The sequence below is a fragment of the Pannonibacter sp. genome (genome assembly GCF_051860505.1).
Taxonomy (GTDB): Bacteria; Pseudomonadota; Alphaproteobacteria; order Rhizobiales; family Stappiaceae; genus Pannonibacter.
Genome location: NZ_JBHYDX010000009.1, coordinates 113348 through 132153, shown reverse-complemented (window position 1 = coordinate 132153; position 18806 = coordinate 113348). Strand labels below are relative to the sequence as shown.

Here is an 18806-nt window from a genome sequence, read left to right as displayed (position 1 = left end):
CGGAGCTTTCCAGCAGATATCGTTACAGTCGAACCAGTCCGGGCAGGCCGGTAGCAAGGACAGGCAGCAGGGTCATCAGCGCAATGACACTCAGCAGCACCAGCCAGTAGGGGAAGGCCGCTTTTGCCGCATCGCCCAGCGTCACCTGGTTGTTGCTCATGCCGACGAGGACGAAGAGGTTCATGCCCACCGGCGGCGTCAGCATGCCGATCTCGATCAGCAGCGTGATCAGCACGCCGAGCCAGACCGGATCGTAGCCAAGCCCGGTCAGCAGCGGGAAGACGATGGGCAGCGTCATGATCATCATCGACAGCCCGTCGAACACCATGCCGAGCAGGATGTAGAGCAGGACAATGGCCATCAGCACCATCAGCGGCGACAGGCCAAGCTCCGCCATCTGGCCGAGCAGCTGCTGCGGCAGGCCAAGGACGCTGATCGACTGCGCCAGGATCACCGCCCCCATGAACACCATGGCGATGACGGCAAAGGTCGTCACCGTCGACATCAGCGCCCGGCCGATGCCGGCAAGCGTCAGGTCGCCCACCGCAAAACCCAGGATTATGGCGGCGGCCACGCCCATGCCGGCGGATTCGGTCGGCGTTGCCAGTCCGGCAAAGAGGCTGCCGAGGACGGCACCGATCAGCGCCAGCAGCGGCCAGATCTCGAAAAGTCCCTTCAGCGCCTGACCGAGACCGACTACAGGCTCCAGATTGCGCGGGGCAAGCTCGGGCCGGCGCAGGCTGTGGATCGTGATCCAGACCATGAAGCCGGCGGCCGCGATCAGACCCGGCACGATGCCGGCGAGGAACAGCTTGCCAATCGAGGTCTCGGTGAAGGCGCCATAGATCAGCAGGCTGAGGCTCGGCGGGATCAAGAGGCCGAGGGTTCCCCCGCCGGCCAGCGAGCCGACCACTGTGCTGCGGTCATAGCCGCGCCGGGTCAGCTCGGGATAGGCAACCGAGCCGACGGCGGCGGCCACCGCCATGGACGAACCGCTGACCGCGCCGAACAGGGTGCAGACGGCGATGTTGGTGTGCAAGAGCCCACCGGGCAGGCGCGCGAACAGGGGCGACATGGCCCGGTAGACATTGCGGGCAAGCCCGCTCGCCACAAGGATCTCGCCCAGCAGGATGAACAGCGGGATCGCCGTCAGCGTGTAGCTGTTGAACGTGTTCCAGACCGCCTGGACGCCGAGGTTCGTGGCCCCGCCGGAAAAGAAGTGGAGGACGGCAAAGCCGGTCAGGCCGAGGGCGGCACCCAGCACCGCGCCGGTCATCACCGTTGCCAGCGTCATGCTACCAAGAAGGGTCCAGATCATGGATGGGGTCCTGGTCCGGAGGAGTGCGCTTTGCCTGGACCGGGTCCAAGCGCCTGGAATGCGCCGATGAAGGCAACGAGCCCCATGCCGGCCACCATCAGCCAGACGAAGGGGCTGAGCGGAATGCGCGCCACTTCGCTCCTGAGGTTCAGTTTCTGCGTGAACTGCGCCTCGCCGAGGGCATCGCGCAGGAAAATGGCCGCGAAGGCCACGAGGATCAGCTGGCCGAGAATCCAGACCCCACGTCGCGGCAGACCGGACAACCGGTCACTGACAAGCGTCACGCGGATGTTGGCATGGCTCGCCAGCACATGCGGCAGGCTTAAGAACACCGACGTGACCAGCAGCAGCCCGCCCAGTTCATCGGTAAAGCGGAACGGCGCGCCAAGTCCGTAGCGCATCACCACGGCGGCCACCGTCAGCACGGCCAGAACGGCAACGCAGGCAGCTCCAAGGGCTGCCAGCGTCCGCGTCAACAGAAGCACCCCGGACAGGATCCGTCCGGGGTGGTGCAGCACTGGCCCGGGCGCAGGTGCTGCGTCCGGGGACTGGTTCTTGTCGGTCGTCACGCCGGCCCACTCACTTCTTTAGGAGGTCGCTGATGGCGGCGCGGTGGGCGACGGCCTTGTCGCCGGCTTCCGTGGTCAGCTTTTCCCAGGTGGTGGCAGCAGCAGCCCGGATCGCGTCCTTGTCCGCGTCGCTGAAGTCGGCGTAGTAGGTCACGCCGGCTTCAGCCAGCGCCGCCCGGGCAGCAGCTTCCGCCGCCGTGTCCTTGGAGAAGTCGGAAGAGGCGGTTTCAAGCGCGATCGCTGCCTCGTCCAGCGCCTTGCGCTGCGCATCGGTCAGCTTGTCGAGGCTGCCCTTGTGGGCAACGATGGCATAGGGCACCGGCGGGAAGGGGAAGCCGGTGTATACGGCATGCTTGGCGACTTCCTGCAGCGACACGGACTTGGCAAAGCGCGCGGCATAGAGGGCGCAGTCGACAACGCCGGTCTGCAGGGCGGAGTAGAGTTCATTCTGCGGGATGATCTGGGCAGCAACGCCCAGCGCGGTGAAGGTCTCCACCTGCTCGCGCGAGCCTACGCGCACCTTCTTGGTCTTCAGCTCGTCCAGCGTCTTCACCGGCTCGCGGCAGAACAGCGACGCATCGATGATCGGCAGCGCCATGTAGCCGACGACCGGAATGCCGCGCTCCTCGAAGCCGTCCTTCAGCGCGCCCTTCACGGCCGGCAGCGCCTTCAGGTGTTCGTCCGCTGTCGACACCGAGCCATAGACATAAAGGCTGGCCAGATCCGGCGCGTCGCGGCCGATGAAGGTCGGCCAGATGAAGGCGATTTCCGGCGTGCCGGTCTGCATCCAGCGCAGCGCGTCGGCGTCCTTGAGGTTCATGCCGCCGCCTTCGATCACGTTGATCTTCAGCTCGCCACCCGAGCGGGCCTCGACGTCCTTGGCGAAATTGCGAATGTGCTCGGATTCCGGCCGGGTCGGCGCGTAATTGTTGTTGAAGCGCCAGGTGACCGGCTCGGCCGAGGCGGCGCCGGCCAGCACGAGGCCGCAGGTCATCGTGGCAGCAGCCAGGGCAAGGGCGGGAAGCTTTGCAAAACGGCGCATCAGGGTATCCTCTCGTGTAACGTGAAGGCCGAGGCAACCTGTCTATGGAACCGGTTGCATCTGTCAGCTCGGACTGTCTCACAGGGCCCGATCCGGGGCAACGATGCTTCACCCGTCTGACGTGCAGTAAGGTGGCAAAACTTTTCCAAATTTGCACGCCTTCGTGTCACGGCCATTCCGCGAAGTTCGGATGCCGCTTGGCATCACGGCTGTCGGCCTGCCGGACCCGGCCGGGCGGACGGCCGGTCTCGCGCTTGAAGAAGCGGTTGAAATAGCCCGCATCCTTGAAACCCAGCGTCTCGGCAATCTCGCTCACCTGCAGGTTGGAATCGGCCAGCAGCGTCTCGGCCTCGATCACCAGCCGTTCGTGCATCAGGGCCAGCGGCGTCCGGCCGGTCACGCGCTTGACCGCGCTGGTCAGCCGGGCCCGTGACACGGACAGGAAATCGGCATAGTCCGCCACGGTCCAGTGATCGCGCAGATGCAGCTCCATCAGATGCAGGAAGTTGCGCACGATGGCGCGCGGTGCGGCCTGGACTTTCTGCGGCACCGGACTGGAAATGCGCCAGAAGCTCATCAGCGCCAGCACGAGGTGATGCCGCGCCGCTTCCTGCGCGCCGGGCAGGCTGCTTTTCAGTTCAACGCCCACCTGTTCGATGGCGCGGCTGAGATCCTGCGCCTGCGCCGGGGTCAGGCGGCCACCAATAATCGGATGAAACAGCGCCTCCTTCACCTGCCGTCCCACCGGACCAGAGGGCACCGCACGGCCCAGCGCCAGTTCTGACACGATCAGCGCCGCCCCGCGCGAGCCGGGGTTCAGCGTCAGCCGGGCCTTGCGGCCCGCCGGCAGCCACAGGGCGCAAGGGCCGGTCATCGGCATGGTGGCGGCGCCGATGTCGAGCTGTCCGCTTCCGGCGACCAGAACGAAGGCGCGGTTGCGCAAGCCACGCAGCGTCCAGCCCATGGGCGACAGCGCGGTGCGGATCACGGTTGCTTCCGTGTCCGGCAGCACCTCGATCGGCTGCGGATAGCTTTCCACCAGCGCGATCCCGGCGGTGTTCCTCGGCAGACTGTCAGACAGGGGCATGGCAGGGACCGGTCATTAACGGGGCACGTCTACGGGTTGCTACGTGATCGCGCCTTCGGAAACCGATCAAAAGTACAATTTCTTTTTCAATATGTCCATTTTTTCACATGTTAAGCGGCCCCATCTTGAGAGCCAGGGATCTACAGGCAGGGAAACCCCGACCTGTGATCCGTCCGCGTGGGAGGAACAAGCGCGGAGCCTTGGGAGGAAAGACATGAAAAGCTTGAAGGACAGGCTGCGCCTGTCGACATTTGCCGTGCTCGCGGCGGCTCACCTTGCCACATTTGCTCTGTCTGCGGGAGACGCTGCAGCCGAGGAGCGCAAGTCGATCAAGATCGGCTACGCCGTCTCCAAGACCGGTGCCAATGCCGGCGGCGCGGCCATGACGACGATCCCGAACTACAAGCTCTGGCTCGCCGATGTTGCGGCCAACGGCGGCCTCGAACTGCCCGATGGCACGAAGCTGCCGGTCGAGGTTGTCGAGTACGACGACCGTTCCAGCGCCGAGGAAGTCGTGCGCGCGGTCGAGCGACTGGCTGGCCAGGACAAGGTCGACTTCATCCTGCCGCCCTGGGGCACGGGCTTCAACCTCGCCGTCGCGCCGCTGTTCGACCGCTACGGCTATCCGCAGCTCGCCGTGTCGTCCGTCACCGACAAGGCGCCGGATTTCGTCAAGCGCTGGCCAAAGAGCTACTGGTTCCTCGGCGGCGGCCGTGACTATGCCGGCGCGCTGGCCAAGATGGCAGCGGCCCAGACCGAAGCCGGGGTGATCAACTCGAAGGTCGCGATGATCTCGGTTGCTGACGGCTTCGGCATCGATCTCGTCAACGCCGCCCGCCCGGCGATGAAGGAAGCCGGCCTCGAAGTGGTGATGGATCGCACCTATCCGGTCGGCACCCAGGACTTCACCACCTTGATCAATGAGGCCGCCAATTCCGGCGCCGACACCTTCGTCGCCTTCTCCTATCCGCCGGACACCTTCGCCCTGACCCAGCAGTCGCAGGTGCAGGCGTTCAACCCGAAGGTGCTGTATCTGGGCGTCGGCGCCGGCTTCCCGACCTATGGCCGCAACCTCGGCCCCAAGGCGGACGGGATCATGACCCTCGGCGGCATCGACATCAAGAACGAGCGCAACATGGCCTACCGCGAGCGTCACAAGGCGCTCAACGGCGAGTATCCGGACCTGTGGGGCAGCGTGATCACCTACGCCTCGCTGCAGATGCTGGCCGAGTCCATCAAGCGCGTCGGCCTCGACCGGGATGCGGTTGCCAAGGAACTGTCCACCGCCACCTTCGACACCGTGCTGGGCGAGACCAAGCTGGAAAACAACCAGCTGCGCCAGCTCTGGCTGCTTGGCCAGTGGCAGGATGGCAACCTCGTCGGCATTGAGCCGGCAGACCGTCCGGGTGCCTCCAAGCCCGTGCTGCCGAAGAAGGCCTGGCAGTAAGCCCTGACCACCGGGCTGCGGACCCTTACGCCGGTCCGCAGCCCGGCCCGTCGCTCTCGCCTCAACGCACCGCTACGCCCGACCAGCAGACCATCGAGATGCCCGTTCCCGGGCTCCGGAGATCTCATGACCCTGATGACAGCCCTTATCGCGGGCCTTGTTCTGGGGGGAACCTACGCGCTCGCCGCGATGGGCCTCACCTTGCAATACGGCATCGCCCGCATCATGAACCTTGCCTATGGTGACATGATCATCACCGCCGCCTTCGCCGCCTTCGTCCTGCAGGGCGCGGCCGGCATCAATCCGATCCTTGGCCTGCTCATTGCCGTTCCAGGCGGCTTCCTGCTCGGCTATGCCGTCTACACGGTCATTCTCGCCCCGCTGGTCGCCCGCGCCCCCAATCGCGGCGTCCTGGAAGTGGATTCCATCCTCACCACCTTCGGCCTGCTGTTCGTCGTGCAGGGCATCCTGCTCGTGCTCTTCGGCAGCAATTACACCAGCTACACGTTCCTCAACGAGCCGGTGAACGTGCTGGGCGCGACGATTGCCGCCAACCGGCTGATCGCGCTCATCCTGGCGCTGGGTCTCGGCATCACGCTCTATCTGCTGCTCACCCGCACCCGCTGGGGCACGGCCCTGCGCGCGGTTGCCGTCTCGCCGCAGTCGGCGCAGCTCGTCGGCATCGACATCAACCGCGCAGCAGCCTTTGCCTTCGCGCTGGGCGGCGGGCTCGCAGCCTCGGCCGGCGTGGTGATTTCCATGTACCAGACCTTCACGGCCACCGGCGGCGTCGTCTTCACCATGAAGGCGCTGATCGTCGTCATCATGGGCGGGGTCGGCAACCTTGTCGGTGCGCTCGCCGCCGGCCTGATCCTGGGGCTCGTCGAAACCCTCGTCTCCACCTACGCCGACCCGGGCCTGACGCTGGCGGCAACATATGCCATCTTCCTGGCCGTGCTGCTGTGGCGGCCGCAGGGACTTTTCGGGCGGGCCGTCAGATGAAGACCATCCTTGGACTTGCCGCTGCCGCCATCGCCTTCGCGGGCCTCGCCGCCGCGCCGCTCTATCTCGGCACCTATGGCATCGGCCTGATGATCGGCCTCATCGGCTACGTCACGCTTGCCAGCGCCTGGGCGCTGTTCTCGGGGCCGACGCGTTTCGTGTCATTGGCAACAGTCGCCTTCTTCGGCATTGGTGCCTATACGGTTTCCGTCTTCTACGAGAGCTTCCCGCCGCTCATGGTGCTGGGGCTCGCCGCGCTCATCGGCCTTGGCGTTTCGCTTCTGGTCGGCCTTGCCACCCTCAGGCTCGCCGGCGTCTATTTCGTCATCTTTACCTTCGGCCTCGCCGAGCTGATCCGCCAGCTCGTCACCTGGTACGAGGTCAACATCACCGGCACGCTGGGGCGCTACCTGTTCGTCTCCTATGGTCCGGAAGTGGTCTACTGGCAGCTGCTGGTGCTCTGCGCCGTCACCTTCGGCATCGGCTACCTGATCCAGCGCAGCCGACTGGGTCTCGCCCTCAAGATGATCGGCGATGACGAGGTGGTGGCCGAGCACTGCGGCCTGCCGACCGCGCGGGTGAAGCTGGCGCTCTTTGCCCTCAGCTCCGTCATCATCACGCTGGTGGGGGCGATCCAGGCCCCGCGCTGGACCTATATCGAGCCGACCATCGTCTTCAATCCGACCATCTCGTTCCTGACGCTGATCATGGCGCTTCTGGGCGGGGCGACCCGGCTCTGGGGGCCTGCTGTCGGTGCGGTGCCGCTGTTCCTGCTGTTCGAGTGGCTCTCGGCCAACTTCCCGGACCACTATTCCATCATCCTCGGCCTCCTGTTCATGGCCATTGTCTTCGTGCTGCCGCGTGGCGTGCTCGACTTCCTCGAAGGCTTGATCGCCCGGATGAAGTCCGAGCGCTCCCGTCAGGCAGCCGGCACGGCACCGGAACACGGCAAGGGCCGGCTCGCAGAAGGGGAGGCCAAGTGATGGCATTCCTGGAAATCTCCGATCTCTCCAAGCGCTTCGGTGGCCTCACCGCCGTCAACCACGTCTCCTTTGAGCTTGCCCAGGGCGAGGTCGTGGCCCTGCTCGGTCCCAACGGGTCGGGCAAGACCACGGTGCTCAATATGATCTCCGGCCTGCTGCCGGTGTCTGGTGGCACCATCACGCTGCAGGGCAAGCGCCTGTCCGGCCTGCCGGCGCATCGCATCGCCCACGCCGGTGTGGCCCGCACGTTCCAGCTGGTGCGGGTGCTGCCGTCGTTGACGGTGTCCGAAAACATCCTCGCCGCCATTCTGTTCCGCGCCGGTCACACCTCCGAGCAGGAGGCAAGGATCGAGGCCGCAGACCTGCTGGCGGCGGTGGGACTGGAAGGCCGGGGCGGGGAAAAGGCGACGGACCTCACCTACATCGACCAGAAACGCATGGAACTGGCGCGCGCCCTGGCGTCCCGGCCGAAGCTGCTGCTCCTTGATGAATGGCTCGCCGGTCTCAACCCGTCGGAACTGCGCATCGGCATTGACCTGATTGCCAAGCTCAATGCCCGCGGCATCACGATCCTGCTGGTCGAGCACGTGATGGACGCCGTGCGCGCATTGTGTCCGCGTGCGGTGGTGATGAATGCCGGGTCAAAACTGGCCGATGGCCCGACCGCCGATGTCCTGCGCGACCCAGAGGTTGTCCGCGCTTACCTGGGAGAGCCCCATGCTGCTGTCGCTTGAAGGCCTGAGCCTGCGCTATGGCAAGCACCTGGCGCTCGACACTGTCTCCATCCGTGTCGATCGCGGCGAGACCGTCGTCATCCTGGGGGGCAACGGTGCGGGCAAGTCCAGCCTGCTCAAGGCCATCGCCGGGCTGGTCAAGCCGGATCCCGGCCTGTCGCTGCAGCTCGGCGGCCGCCCGATTGCCGGCCTTGCCGCGCACAAGGTGCTGGAGGCTGGCATCGCGCTGGTGCCGGAAGGGCGCGGCGTCTTTGCCGATCTTACCGTGGAGGAGAACCTGCGGCTTGGGGCCTATGCCCGGCGGGCGCGGGCAGGGGAGGCGCGTCAGCGTGACTTCATCTTTGACCTGTTCCCGAAGCTTGCCGAACGGCGGGCCCAGCAGGTCGGCACCATGTCCGGTGGCGAGCAGCAGATGGTCGCCATCGGCCGGGCGCTGATGTCCAACCCGGATCTCCTGATGCTGGACGAGCCAAGCCTTGGCCTTGCTCCGGTTGTCGTCGGCGAGTTGTTCCAGGCCCTTGGCCGGGTGCGCGATGCCGGCGTCTCCGTCCTTCTCGTGGAACAGAACGTCAGCCTCTCGCTGGCGCTCGCCTCGCGGGGCTACCTGATGGAGGTCGGCCGGCTGGTTGGCGAAGGATCGGCTGCCGATCTCAAGGCCGACCCGGCGGTCCAGCGCGCCTTCCTCGGCCTCACCCACTGATCCGTCGGCCGGGGGCCGATATCACTGGTGCCCCGGCTCTGATACTTCACATGACATGCACTGACCTCAAGGACAAAACCATGGATGCTCTTGGACTTCTGATCGGCGCGGACGACACCCAGTCCTCCGACGGCCGGACTTTCGAGCGGCGCAACCCGATCACCGGCGATGTCGCCACCCGTGTCGCAGCGGCCACCATCGAGGATGCGCAGCTCGCCTGTGACGCCGCCGCTGCCGCCTTCCCGGCCTGGTCCCAGATGGGGCCCGGTCCGCGCCGCAAGGTCCTGCTGGCCGCCGCCGACGCGCTGTCCGCCCGGGCGGACGATTTCGTCCGCTCGATGGCTGACGAGATCGGCGCCACCGAAGGCTGGGCCCGGTTCAACGTCTATCTTGCCTCCGAAATGCTGCGCGAGGCCGCATCCCTGACGACGCAGATCGCCGGCGAGATCATCCCGTCCAACCGCCCGGGCAGCATGGCCATGGCCATGCGCCAGCCGGTCGGCGTGGTGCTCTCCATGGCGCCGTGGAACGCGCCGGTCATCCTTGGCGTCCGCTCGCTGGCAACGCCGCTCGCCTGCGGCAACACCGTCGTCATGAAGACCTCGGAAATCTGCCCGCGCACCCATCGCCTGATCATCGACGCGCTGCAGGCCGGCGGCATTCCGCATGGCGTGCTCAACGCCATTTCCAATGCGCCGGACGACGCGCCGCAGATCGTTGAAGCCCTCATCGCCCATCCGGCGGTGCGCCGCGTCAACTTCACCGGCTCGACCCGTGTCGGCCGGATCATCGCGGAAATGTGCGGCCGCAACCTCAAGCCGGCCCTGCTGGAGCTGGGCGGCAAGGCGCCGTTCCTGGTGCTCGACGACGCCGACCTCGACGCCGCCGTCGATGCGGCAGCCTTCGGCGCCTACATGAACCAGGGCCAGATCTGCATGTCGACCGAACGCATCATCGTCGATGAAAAAATCGCCGATGCCTTCATCGCCAAGCTGACGGCCAAGGCCCGGTCGCTCAAGGCCGGCGATCCGCGCGAGGGCAAGACCCCGCTCGGCGCGGTGGTCGATGCCCATGCGGCGCGGCGCATCCAGGATCTCATCAAGGACGCCACCGCCAAGGGCGCGGTGCTGGCCGCCGGCGGCGGCGTGCAGGGCGCAGTGATGGAGGCCACGCTCCTGGACCGGGTCAACCCGACCATGCACATCTACGGCCAGGAAAGCTTCGGGCCCGTGGCGGTTGTCGTGCGTGTCGATGGCATCGACGAGGCGGTGCGCATCGCCAATGACACCGAATACGGCCTCTCGGCCGCCGTGTTCGGCCGTGACATCACCCGCGCCATGCAGGTCGCCCGCCGCATCGAATCCGGCATCTGCCACATCAACGGTCCGACCGTGCATGACGAGGCGCAGATGCCCTTCGGCGGCGTCAAGGACAGCGGCTACGGCCGCTTCGGCGGCAAGGCAGGCATTGCCGAGTTCACCGAACTGCGCTGGATCACCATCCAGGACGGCCCGATCCACTACCCGTTCTGACGCACTGGCAAAAGGGGAGGGGAGCGGCCTCTCCGGTCCCCCTCGTGGGGCAGGGCTATCGCATATGAAGTTAGATGCTCTTCGTGGCCTGTCAGCCCCCCTCCCCCTCGTGGGGAGGGGTGAGGGGTGGGGGGCACGGGAGGCCGTCAGATCACAAAGCGTCTGAAGTACGACTGGTCAGGAACGTGAAACCTGGATTTTAGTCCGCTCCCCCCACCCCCAAGCCCCTCCCCACGAGGGGGAGGGGAGCTGAGACGCCGCGAAAGCTGTCTGGCCACATATGCGACAGCCCTGCCTTCGTTTCGGAGGGGAGCCGAGAGCCTTCTTCAAGGTTGCATCCCACCCCACCCCCAGATCCCAACTGCCCAACACCCCGGGAGAATAAAAATGAAACTGAACCAGAAGACCGCCATCATCACAGGCGGCGCCGGCAGTCTTGGGCTCGCAACGGCCCGCCTGTTCCTTGAGGAGGGAGCCAGAGTGGTTCTGGTCGATCTCTCGCAGGAAGCCCTTGAAACCGCACGGGCGAGCCTTCCGGCCGGCGACGTTCTGACAGTTGCCGCCGACGTCGGCTCGGAAGCGGCGACGAAGGCCTACATCGACGCGGCGGTTGCAGCCTTTGGTCCCATCGACATCTTCTTTTCCAATGCCGGCAATTTCGGCGAGGTCCGGCCGATCGCCGGCTATGCGCTGGACGTGTTCGAATCCGTCCAGCGGGTCCACGTCACTGGCGCATTCCTTGGCGCCAAATACGCCACGCCAAAGATGCGCGACGGCGGCAGCTTCATCATCACCTCGTCGGTTGCCGCCACCCGCGGTGATCCGGGCGTCTATGCCTATATCACCGCCAAGCATGCCCAGATCGGGCTGATGCGGTGCCTCGCAAAGGAACTGGCTCCGCGCCGGATCCGGGTCAACTCCGTCCACCCTGGCCCCCTCGACAACGGGTTCCAGCATGCGGTCGAAGCCGGTCTCAGCCGGGAGCTGGGGATTGATGGAACGGCCATGTTCAACTCCCTCATCCCGCTCGGCCGCCATGGCCTGCCGGAGGAAGTGGCGCGCTCGGTGCTCTATCTTGCCAGCGACGACAGCAGCTTCACTACCGGAGCGATGCTGATGGTCGACGGCGGCATGAGCGTCTGATCAGGGTGAGAAAATGATGGCCAAGGCCGCCGGAGTACCTTCGGGTACGCTGTAGCCGGCCCGTTATGTCTTGCGGTGCGGGGCAGCTACAAAAAAATGTCGCGAATTGTCGGTCCTGGACAGCCAATTGTCCGGGATTGACATTGTTTTGTCTGGCTGGCTTTCTGGGGAAGAAAGATGGCTCCGCGAGCAGGACTCGAACCTGCGACCATTCGATTAACAGTCGAACGCTCTACCAACTGAGCTATCGCGGATCACCGTCAAAGGCCCTGAAGCAGGGCGCCGTGGTGAACGACCGGGTGGGTCGTTGTCGGTGGCGAGCGTATAACAAACGCTCTCCCCCTTTGCCAAGCCCTTTCTTGAAGAAACTTTTCCACAGGCTGTATAGTCGCGGAATTCCGCGAAAAATCAGAAGCTTGTGCGCCCATGCCATAGCTGGCGCGGACCCTTTGCCGGCGAATCCCGACCCGAATGTCCGCCGACCCCGGTCCGGTGGTGTCGCTTTCCGGCCAGCCCCATGCCGCTTTGTCCGCCCGCCCGCCAAAGGGCGTCCTTGTTCCCATCCTCCCGAAGGGTTAGAACAATCCTGTCAGGTTCCCTGTCGGGCCAAGCCCTAAGGGATGAAACGGGAATGCGGTGGCGAGCGACTCACTTCGAGGCTCCGAATCCGCAGCTGCCCCCGCAACTGTCAGCGGCGAGCCCTGCCGCACACAGCCACTGGATGCAAGTCCGGGAAGGCGTGGCATGGGCTGCGACCCGCGAGCCAGGAGACCGGCCTGCCGCACTGCAACCCCTCGCCGTCGGGTGGACGGAATGGAGCCTTGAAAATGAACATGAATTTCCGCGCATGTTGCCGCCTTGGCAGCAAGGTATTTGCCGTTTCGATCCCGGCGCTTCTGGTCGCTGGTCCGGCCAGTGCTCATCACATGATGGATGGCGAGATGCCGCAGACCTTCGTCCAGGGCCTCCTGTCCGGGCTGGGTCATCCGGTGATCGGCTTCGATCATCTCGCCTTCATCATCGCCGTCGGCCTTGCCGCCGGTCTCGTCGGCCGCAGCCTCGTCCTGCCGGCCGCCTTTGTTCTCGCCACCATCGCCGGCGTTCTGGTGCATATGGCGGCTTTTGACCTGCCGCTGGCAGAACTTGTGATCGCGCTCTCGGTTGTCATCGCCGGGGGGCTTATTGTCTCTGAAACCGAGCTTCCGGCTGGCGCCTGGGCTGTTCTGTTCGCAATTGCCGGGCTTTTCCACGGCTACGCCTATGGCGAGTCCATCATCGGCGCCGAGCCGGCACCGCTTTACGCCTATTTCATCGGCTTTGCTGTCATCCAGTTTGCCATCGCAAGCCTCGCCATGATGCTGACCAACCCGAAGACGGCAGCCGTTTCGACCCCGGTGACGGCGCGACTGGTTGCCGCCGGCATTGTTGGTGTCGGCTTCAGTGCCGTCGGTTCGCAGCTGTTCGGCTGAGATCCCGTGCAATCTGAAGGGCTTGAGCCCGCGCGGTCGGTGCTGGTCACCGGCGGCGCCCGGTCCGGCAAGAGTGGTTTTGCAGAGCAGCTGGCGCTGAAAGCCGGGCGTTGCCCGATCTATGTCGCCACGTCCGCCGCCTGGGACAAGGAGATGGCCGACCGCATCGGCCATCACAAGGCCCGGCGCGACGAACGCTGGACGACGGTCGAGGAACAACTGGATCTGGTCGGCACGATCACCCTGCACTGCGGCCCCGAACGGATCGTGCTCGTCGACTGCCTGACCCTCTGGCTCACCAACCTGATGCTGGCCGACCGGGACCTTGCCACGGATACCGCAAGCCTTGCTGCTGCAATTCCCGATCTCGCTGGCCCCGTCATCTTCGTGACCAACGAAGTCGGCCTCGGCATCGTGCCTGACAATGCCATGGCGCGCGCGTTTCGCGACGCGCAGGGCCGCCTCAACCAGGAGCTTGCCCGGGTCTGCGACCGCGTCGTGCTGGTCGCTTGCGGGCTGCCGCTGCTCCTCAAACCCAATTCCTGTCCGGATATCCAGTTATGACCACCGTGCTCACTCAAGGCGGCAAGATCCCCGCCACCATCGTCACCGGCTTCCTCGGTGCCGGCAAGACGACGCTGATCCGCAACCTGCTGCTCAATGCGGGCGGCCGCCGCATCGCGCTCATCGTCAACGAGTTCGGCGACATGGGCTTCGACGGCTCGCTGCTGGACGGCTGCGTCGACCCCACCTGCAGCGCCGACGATGTGGTCGAGCTGACCAACGGCTGCATCTGCTGCACCGTGGCCGACGACTTCCTGCCGACCATGGAAATGCTGCTGGCGCGCGAGACGCCGCCCGATCACATCGTCATCGAGACTTCGGGCCTCGCATTGCCGCAGCCGCTGGTGCGCGCCTTCTCCTGGCCGAGCGTCAGGACCCGCGTGACGGTGGACGGTGTCATCACCGTGCTGGACGCCGCCGCCCTGGCGGAAGGCCGCATCGCGCTCGACGAGGAGGCGCTGGCGGCGCAGCGTGCCGCCGATGCCTCGCTCGACCATGACAATCCGGTCGAGGAGCTGTTCCACGACCAGCTCGCCTGCGCCGATCTCGTCGTGCTGAACAAGGCCGATCTGGTGGACGCGGACCAGCTGGCCCATATCCGCGAGCACATCACCGAGGATGTCCGGTCCGGCGTCGAGATCATTCATGCGGAGAAGGGCAACCTGCCGGTTGACGTGCTGCTCGGCCGCGCGGCCGCCGCCGAGGACGATCTGGCCGCGCGCCGGGCGCATCATCATCACCATCACGACCATGACGATGATGACCACGATCATGATCACGACGACGATCATGAGGACGACGATCATGATCATCATCACCACGATGACTTCGAGAGCCATGTGGTGCCGGTCGCGGCCTTCGCCAGCCTGAAGGATCTGGAGCAGGCCGTCGCCCGCGCGATGGCGCTGCCCGGCGTGCTGCGCATCAAGGGAGCTGCATCGGTGACGGGCAAGGCGGCGCCGGCGCTGGTGCAGGCGGTCGGCCCACGCGTCGAGACCTGGTTCGCCGCCGCGGCCAGGATGCCCGGCCATTTCGTTGTCATCGGCCTGAAGGGGCTGGATCTTTCGGCCATCACCGGGGCCCTTGGCGAGGTCAAGGCGGCCTGAAGGCAGCGGCGCTGCAGCAAATGCCGGGTCTGCAAGTGACTTGTCTCGTGTGGCGCGGCCCCTCAGCGTCCCTCCCTACGAGGGGGAGGGGCGGAGAGGCGATGCGGGGGGGGGCCAGGACGTGTCCAGAAACTGGCCCCGAGACCGGCCCCTGACCCGACCAAACGAACCGGACACCGGGTGTCCGTGCAGATGGACCAGTGATGCATATTCTCGCAAGCCAGACCCGACGGGTGGAAGACGGCAACGATGCGGTGGATCTCGCCCAGGATCCGGCCGATCTCGTCGTGCTGTCGGCGGCCGACACGGAACTGGCGGCCCTTTGTGCGGCGCGGGGCAAGCAGGGCGAGGCCTTTGCCAGCCTGCGGCTCGCCAGCCTGATGGCGCTGGGGCATCCCTATTCGGTCGACCTTTACGCCGAGAAAACCCTTTGGCGCTCGAAACTGGTGATCGTGCGGCTGCTCGGCGGCGAGAGTTACTGGCCCTATGGCGTGGAACGGCTCTGCGAGGAGGCCAACCGGGGTGGGGCGAAGCTTGCGATCATGTCCGGCTGCGACAAGTGGGACGAGGCGCTGGCGGCCCGCTCCTCGGTTCCTGTCGAGGCGGTGCGCCGGCTCTATCGCTATTTCCTCGAGGGTGGTCCGGAAAACCATGCCAATGTGCTGCGCTACGGCGCCCATCTGGCGGGCCTCTCCGAGGAGCCGGCCCCGCCCGCGCCGCTGCCGCGTGCCGGCCTGTTCCTGCCCGGCCATGGCGCGCCAGCCCTGTCCGATCTGATCGCGAGCTGGCCGGAGCCGGACCGGCCCGTCGCGGCGGTCGTCTTCTACCGGGCGCTGGTGCAGGCGGGCGAGACCGCGCCGGTGGAGGCCCTGTGCAGGGAACTGACGGCAAACGGAATCAATCCGCTGCCGGTCTTCGTCTCGTCGCTGAAGGAGGCCGAGTCTGCCGCGATCCTCGGCGGGCTGATGGAGGCCTGCCCGCCGGCGGTTGTCCTCAATGCCACCGCCTTTGCGGTCTCCAGCACCGGCGGGCCGCATCAGCCGACGCCGCTCGACCGGCCGGGGCGTCCGGTGCTGCAGATGGTGTTCTCGTCCTCCTCCCGCGAGGGCTGGCTTGAGAGCCCGCAGGGGCTGTCGATCCGTGACCTCGCAATGCATGTGGTCCTGCCGGAGATCGACGGCCGGCTGATGACCCGTGCGGTCTCCTTCAAGGAAGAGGGGGTCTATGACCCGCGGACGCAGTTCCGTTCGGTGCGCTTCGTGCCGGATGCCAACCGCATGGGCCATGTCGCCCGGCTTGCGGCAGCCTGGGCGCGGCTGGGCCGCAAGACGCCGGCGGAGCGCAAGGTGGCGCTGATCCTGGCCAACTACCCCAATGCCGATGACCGGTTGGCCAATGGCGTCGGCCTCGACACGCCCGCCTCCTGCGCCCATCTCATGCAGGCGATGGCGGCGGCTGGGTATGGGATCGAGGGAGCACCCGCTGACGGCGCGGCCCTGATCGCCCGGCTGACGCGCGGCGTGACCAATGCCATTGCCGCCCTCGACCAGCGAACCTGCGAGAGTTTCCTGCCGCTCGAGCAGTATCTGGCCTTTTTCAACGGGTTGCCCGAGCCGATGCGCCAGGCGGTGAGCGACCGCTGGGGCGCGCCGGAGGATGACCCGTTTGTCGCGGGCAACGCCTTCCGCCTCGGGCTCGCCCGCTTCGGCGCGGTGCTGGTCGGAATCCAGCCCTCGCGCGGCTACAACATCGACCCGAAGGCCACCTATCACGATCCGGACCTGGTGCCGCCGCACAACTACTTCGCCTTCTACGCCTTCCTGCGCCATCAGGCCGGCGTCGATGCGGTGGTGCATCTGGGCAAGCACGGCAACCTGGAATGGCTGCCGGGCAAGGCGCTGGCGCTGAGCGAGGGCTGCTATCCGGATGCCATTCTGGGGCCGACGCCCAACATCTATCCCTTTATCGTCAATGATCCGGGCGAGGGCGCGCAGGCCAAGCGCCGGACGGCGGCGGTCATCATCGACCACCTGACGCCGCCGCTGACCCGGGCGGAAAGTCATGGCGTTGCCAATGAAATGGAAACGCTCCTCGACGAGTACTATCTCGCCAGCGGCGTCGATCCGCGCCGCCTGAAGCAGTTGACCCGCGATATTCTCGACCTGGCCGCCGCCCATGGCCTTGACCGCGACATCGGCCTGACGCCGGACATGGACGAGACGACGCGGCTGGCGCGGCTCGATGCACATCTCTGCGATCTCAAGGAACTGCAGATCCGCGATGGGCTGCATGTGCTGGGCCTGTCGCCGGAGGGCCGGCTGCTGACGGATTTGCTGGTGGCGCTGGCGCGGGTGCCGCGCGGGTCGCGTCCCGCCGCCGACAGCCTGCTGCGGGCGCTCGCACGGGACCTTCTGGGGGAGGCGAGAATTGAGACTGGCGCTGGCGACATCCGCGCCGCCGTTCCTCCCACCCCCAACCCTACCTGGGTCGAGCCAACGGACTCGACCCGCCTTCGGCCCCCACGAGGGGGAGAGGAGCCAGGAGCTGCAGCCGGTGCCTTCGATCCCCTGGCCTGCGACTATGCTGCCCCCTGGCAGGGGCCGAAGCCGGCGCTGCTGGCCGGGCTGACGGAGCAGCCCTGGCGGACGTGCGGCGATACGGTCGAGCGGCTGGAGCTGCTGGCGGCGCAGCTTGTTGCAGGTCAGAAGAAAGGGCTTCATCTACCTGAGACACAAGCAGTTCTCGACGAGATCGACGCGCGGATCCGGCCCGCCGTGGTTGGTTCTGGACCTGCCGAACTGGCTGCGGTGCTTGCGGCACTCGACGGGCGCTTCGTGCCGCCCGGTCCCTCCGGCGCGCCGACGCGGGGGCGGCCGGACGTGCTGCCGACCGGGCGCAACTTCTATTCCGTCGATGTGCGCACTGTTCCGACCGAGACCGCCTGGCGCATCGGTGAGGCGTCGGCGGCGCTGGTGGCCGAGCGCTATTTCCAGGAGGAGGGCGAGTGGCCAAAGGCGCTGGTGCTCACCTGCTGGGGCACGGCCAACATGCGCACCGGCGGCGATGACGTGGCGCAGGCACTGGCGCTGATCGGCGCGCGGCCCGTCTGGGAGCCGGGCTCGGGCCGGGTCAACGGCTTCGAGATCCTTCCCCTGTCCGCGCTGCAGCGGCCGCGCATCGACGTGACACTGCGGGTCTCCGGCTTCTTCCGCGATGCCTTCCCGCATCAGATCGACCTGTTCCAGAGTGCGGTGGCCGCCGTTGCAGACCTGGCGGAGCCGGAAGAAGCCAATCCGATTGCCGCGCGGGTCCGCGCCGAGACCGCCCGGCTTGCCGCCGATGGTCTGGCGGTTGCCGAGGCAGCCCGGCAGGCGGCTTTCCGCGTCTTTGGCGCGAAGCCCGGGGCCTATGGTGCCGGCCTGCAGGGCCTGATGGATGATGGCCAGTGGGAGACACGCGGCGATCTGGCCGAGGCTTTTCTGGCCTGGGGCGGGCACGCCTATGGCGGCGGGGCTGGCGGCGAGGCGGCGCGGGGGCAGTTCGAGAGCCGGTTGTCGGGCGTCGACATCGTGCTGCAGAACCAGGACAACCGCGAGCATGACCTTCTCGACAGCGACGACTATTTCCAGTTCGAGGGCGGGCTGGCGGCGGCGGTCGAAAGCCTGACCGGCGCGGTGCCGACGAGCTATCACGCTGACCACTCCCGGCCCGAGCGGCCCGTGGTGCGGGCGCTGTCGGAAGAAATCTCGCGCGTCGTCCGGGGCCGGGCGGCCAACCCGAAATGGATAACTGGTGCCATGCGGCATGGCTACAAGGGCGCGTCCGAAATGGCGGCGACGCTCGACTACCTGCACGCCTTTGCAGCCACCACGCGGGCGGTCGGCGACCATCACTTCGACCAGCTCTTCGATGCCTACATTGGCAATGAAACGGTGCGCGACTTCATCCGCGCCGCCAATCCGGGTGCGCTCGCGTCCATGCTGGACCGCTTCAGCGAAGCCATCCGGCGCGGCTTCTGGATCCCGCGCCGCAACTCCGTCCACGCCGAGATTTCCGACCTGAAACAGGCTGCCACCAAGGAACTGATCCCGTGACCGATACGACCTCCGA

General features: G+C 66.4%; 15 protein-coding genes, 1 tRNA gene and 1 riboswitch. Of the genes, 11 read left to right on the top strand and 5 right to left on the bottom strand.

Annotated features, from left to right (window positions below; genetic code table 11):
- Nucleotides 1-22 precede the first annotated feature (22 nt).
- The 4 genes from ACTIFE_RS08600 to ACTIFE_RS08585 all read right to left on the bottom strand — a co-directional run bounded on the left by ACTIFE_RS08600 (nucleotide 23) and on the right by ACTIFE_RS08585 (nucleotide 4016).
- Entirely contained in the window at nucleotides 23-1318 is a 1296-nt protein-coding gene (locus tag ACTIFE_RS08600; RefSeq protein WP_439528734.1) for a TRAP transporter large permease, read from the bottom strand.
- Nucleotides 1315-1887 (bottom strand): TRAP transporter small permease, encoded by a 573-nt coding sequence (locus tag ACTIFE_RS08595; protein ID WP_439528733.1) that lies wholly within the window; start codon nucleotides 1885-1887, stop codon nucleotides 1315-1317. The genes ACTIFE_RS08600 and ACTIFE_RS08595 overlap by 4 nt, the downstream gene beginning before the upstream one ends.
- Nucleotides 1888-1897: 10 nt before the next feature.
- Nucleotides 1898-2929 carry a TRAP transporter substrate-binding protein gene (locus ACTIFE_RS08590; protein ID WP_439528732.1) on the bottom strand — a complete coding sequence of 344 codons (1032 nt, stop codon included), beginning with the start codon at nucleotides 2927-2929 and terminating at the stop codon, nucleotides 1898-1900.
- 166 nt (nucleotides 2930-3095) lie between these two features.
- Entirely contained in the window at nucleotides 3096-4016 is a 921-nt protein-coding gene (locus ACTIFE_RS08585) for a helix-turn-helix transcriptional regulator (RefSeq protein ID WP_439528731.1), read from the bottom strand.
- Nucleotides 4017-4230: 214 nt separating this feature from the next.
- Here ACTIFE_RS08585 and ACTIFE_RS08580 point away from each other — a divergent pair, with 214 nt between their 5' ends.
- The 7 genes from ACTIFE_RS08580 (at nucleotide 4231) to ACTIFE_RS08550 (ending at nucleotide 11557) form a co-directional block, all read left to right on the top strand.
- Entirely contained in the window at nucleotides 4231-5463 is a 1233-nt protein-coding gene (locus ACTIFE_RS08580; protein WP_439528730.1) for an amino acid ABC transporter substrate-binding protein, read from the top strand.
- 126 nt (nucleotides 5464-5589) lie between these two features.
- Entirely contained in the window at nucleotides 5590-6465 is an 876-nt protein-coding gene (locus tag ACTIFE_RS08575) for a branched-chain amino acid ABC transporter permease (protein WP_106752383.1), read from the top strand.
- Entirely contained in the window at nucleotides 6462-7448 is a 987-nt protein-coding gene (locus ACTIFE_RS08570) for a branched-chain amino acid ABC transporter permease (RefSeq protein WP_439528729.1), read from the top strand. The genes ACTIFE_RS08575 and ACTIFE_RS08570 overlap by 4 nt, the downstream gene beginning before the upstream one ends.
- Complete coding sequence (locus tag ACTIFE_RS08565) at nucleotides 7445-8182, top strand: ABC transporter ATP-binding protein (RefSeq protein WP_439528728.1); 738 nt, start codon at nucleotides 7445-7447, stop codon at nucleotides 8180-8182. Before ACTIFE_RS08570 ends, ACTIFE_RS08565 begins: the two co-directional genes overlap by 4 nt.
- A complete protein-coding gene (locus ACTIFE_RS08560; RefSeq protein WP_439528768.1) occupies nucleotides 8169-8882 on the top strand; it encodes an ABC transporter ATP-binding protein in 714 nt (237 codons plus the stop codon). The genes ACTIFE_RS08565 and ACTIFE_RS08560 overlap by 14 nt, the downstream gene beginning before the upstream one ends.
- An 80-nt stretch (nucleotides 8883-8962) precedes the next feature.
- A complete protein-coding gene (locus tag ACTIFE_RS08555) occupies nucleotides 8963-10414 on the top strand; it encodes an aldehyde dehydrogenase (RefSeq protein WP_439528727.1) in 1452 nt (483 codons plus the stop codon).
- A 387-nt stretch (nucleotides 10415-10801) separates the two neighbouring features.
- Nucleotides 10802-11557 (top strand): SDR family NAD(P)-dependent oxidoreductase, encoded by a 756-nt coding sequence (locus ACTIFE_RS08550; protein ID WP_439528726.1) that lies wholly within the window; start codon nucleotides 10802-10804, stop codon nucleotides 11555-11557.
- A gap of 178 nt (nucleotides 11558-11735) precedes the next feature.
- On the opposite strand, the gene ACTIFE_RS08545 is transcribed toward ACTIFE_RS08550, so the two are convergent.
- Nucleotides 11736-11811 (bottom strand) — tRNA-Asn (locus ACTIFE_RS08545).
- 320 nt (nucleotides 11812-12131) lie between these two features.
- Nucleotides 12132-12351, top strand: a riboswitch (cobalamin riboswitch).
- 33 nt (nucleotides 12352-12384) lie between these two features.
- On the opposite strand from ACTIFE_RS08545, the gene ACTIFE_RS08540 reads away from it, so the two are divergent.
- The 4 genes from ACTIFE_RS08540 (at nucleotide 12385) to cobN (ending at nucleotide 18790) form a co-directional block, all read left to right on the top strand.
- A complete protein-coding gene (locus tag ACTIFE_RS08540) occupies nucleotides 12385-13026 on the top strand; it encodes a HupE/UreJ family protein (protein ID WP_439528725.1) in 642 nt (213 codons plus the stop codon).
- Between the two features lie 6 nt (nucleotides 13027-13032).
- Nucleotides 13033-13590 carry a bifunctional adenosylcobinamide kinase/adenosylcobinamide-phosphate guanylyltransferase gene (gene cobU / locus ACTIFE_RS08535; protein ID WP_439528724.1) on the top strand — a complete coding sequence of 186 codons (558 nt, stop codon included), beginning with the start codon at nucleotides 13033-13035 and terminating at the stop codon, nucleotides 13588-13590.
- A complete protein-coding gene (cobW, locus tag ACTIFE_RS08530) occupies nucleotides 13587-14696 on the top strand; it encodes a cobalamin biosynthesis protein CobW (protein WP_439528723.1) in 1110 nt (369 codons plus the stop codon). Before cobU ends, cobW begins: the two co-directional genes overlap by 4 nt.
- Before the next feature lie 203 nt (nucleotides 14697-14899).
- Nucleotides 14900-18790 (top strand): cobaltochelatase subunit CobN, encoded by a 3891-nt coding sequence (gene cobN, locus ACTIFE_RS08525; protein WP_439528722.1) that lies wholly within the window; start codon nucleotides 14900-14902, stop codon nucleotides 18788-18790.
- Nucleotides 18791-18806: the final 16 nt, after the last annotated feature.

Coding starts and splice junctions, on each gene's coding strand:
- ACTIFE_RS08575 (WP_106752383.1), top strand. CDS start 5,590: ATGACCCTGATGACAGCCCTTATCGCGGGCCTTGTTCTGGGGGGAACC.
- ACTIFE_RS08590 (WP_439528732.1), bottom strand. CDS start 2,929: ATGCGCCGTTTTGCAAAGCTTCCCGCCCTTGCCCTGGCTGCTGCCACG.
- ACTIFE_RS08570 (WP_439528729.1), top strand. CDS start 6,462: ATGAAGACCATCCTTGGACTTGCCGCTGCCGCCATCGCCTTCGCGGGC.
- cobW (WP_439528723.1), top strand. CDS start 13,587: ATGACCACCGTGCTCACTCAAGGCGGCAAGATCCCCGCCACCATCGTC.
- ACTIFE_RS08580 (WP_439528730.1), top strand. CDS start 4,231: ATGAAAAGCTTGAAGGACAGGCTGCGCCTGTCGACATTTGCCGTGCTC.
- cobN (WP_439528722.1), top strand. CDS start 14,900: ATGCATATTCTCGCAAGCCAGACCCGACGGGTGGAAGACGGCAACGAT.
- ACTIFE_RS08540 (WP_439528725.1), top strand. CDS start 12,385: ATGAACATGAATTTCCGCGCATGTTGCCGCCTTGGCAGCAAGGTATTT.
- ACTIFE_RS08600 (WP_439528734.1), bottom strand. CDS start 1,318: ATGATCTGGACCCTTCTTGGTAGCATGACGCTGGCAACGGTGATGACC.
- ACTIFE_RS08550 (WP_439528726.1), top strand. CDS start 10,802: ATGAAACTGAACCAGAAGACCGCCATCATCACAGGCGGCGCCGGCAGT.
- ACTIFE_RS08555 (WP_439528727.1), top strand. CDS start 8,963: ATGGATGCTCTTGGACTTCTGATCGGCGCGGACGACACCCAGTCCTCC.
- ACTIFE_RS08585 (WP_439528731.1), bottom strand. CDS start 4,016: ATGCCCCTGTCTGACAGTCTGCCGAGGAACACCGCCGGGATCGCGCTG.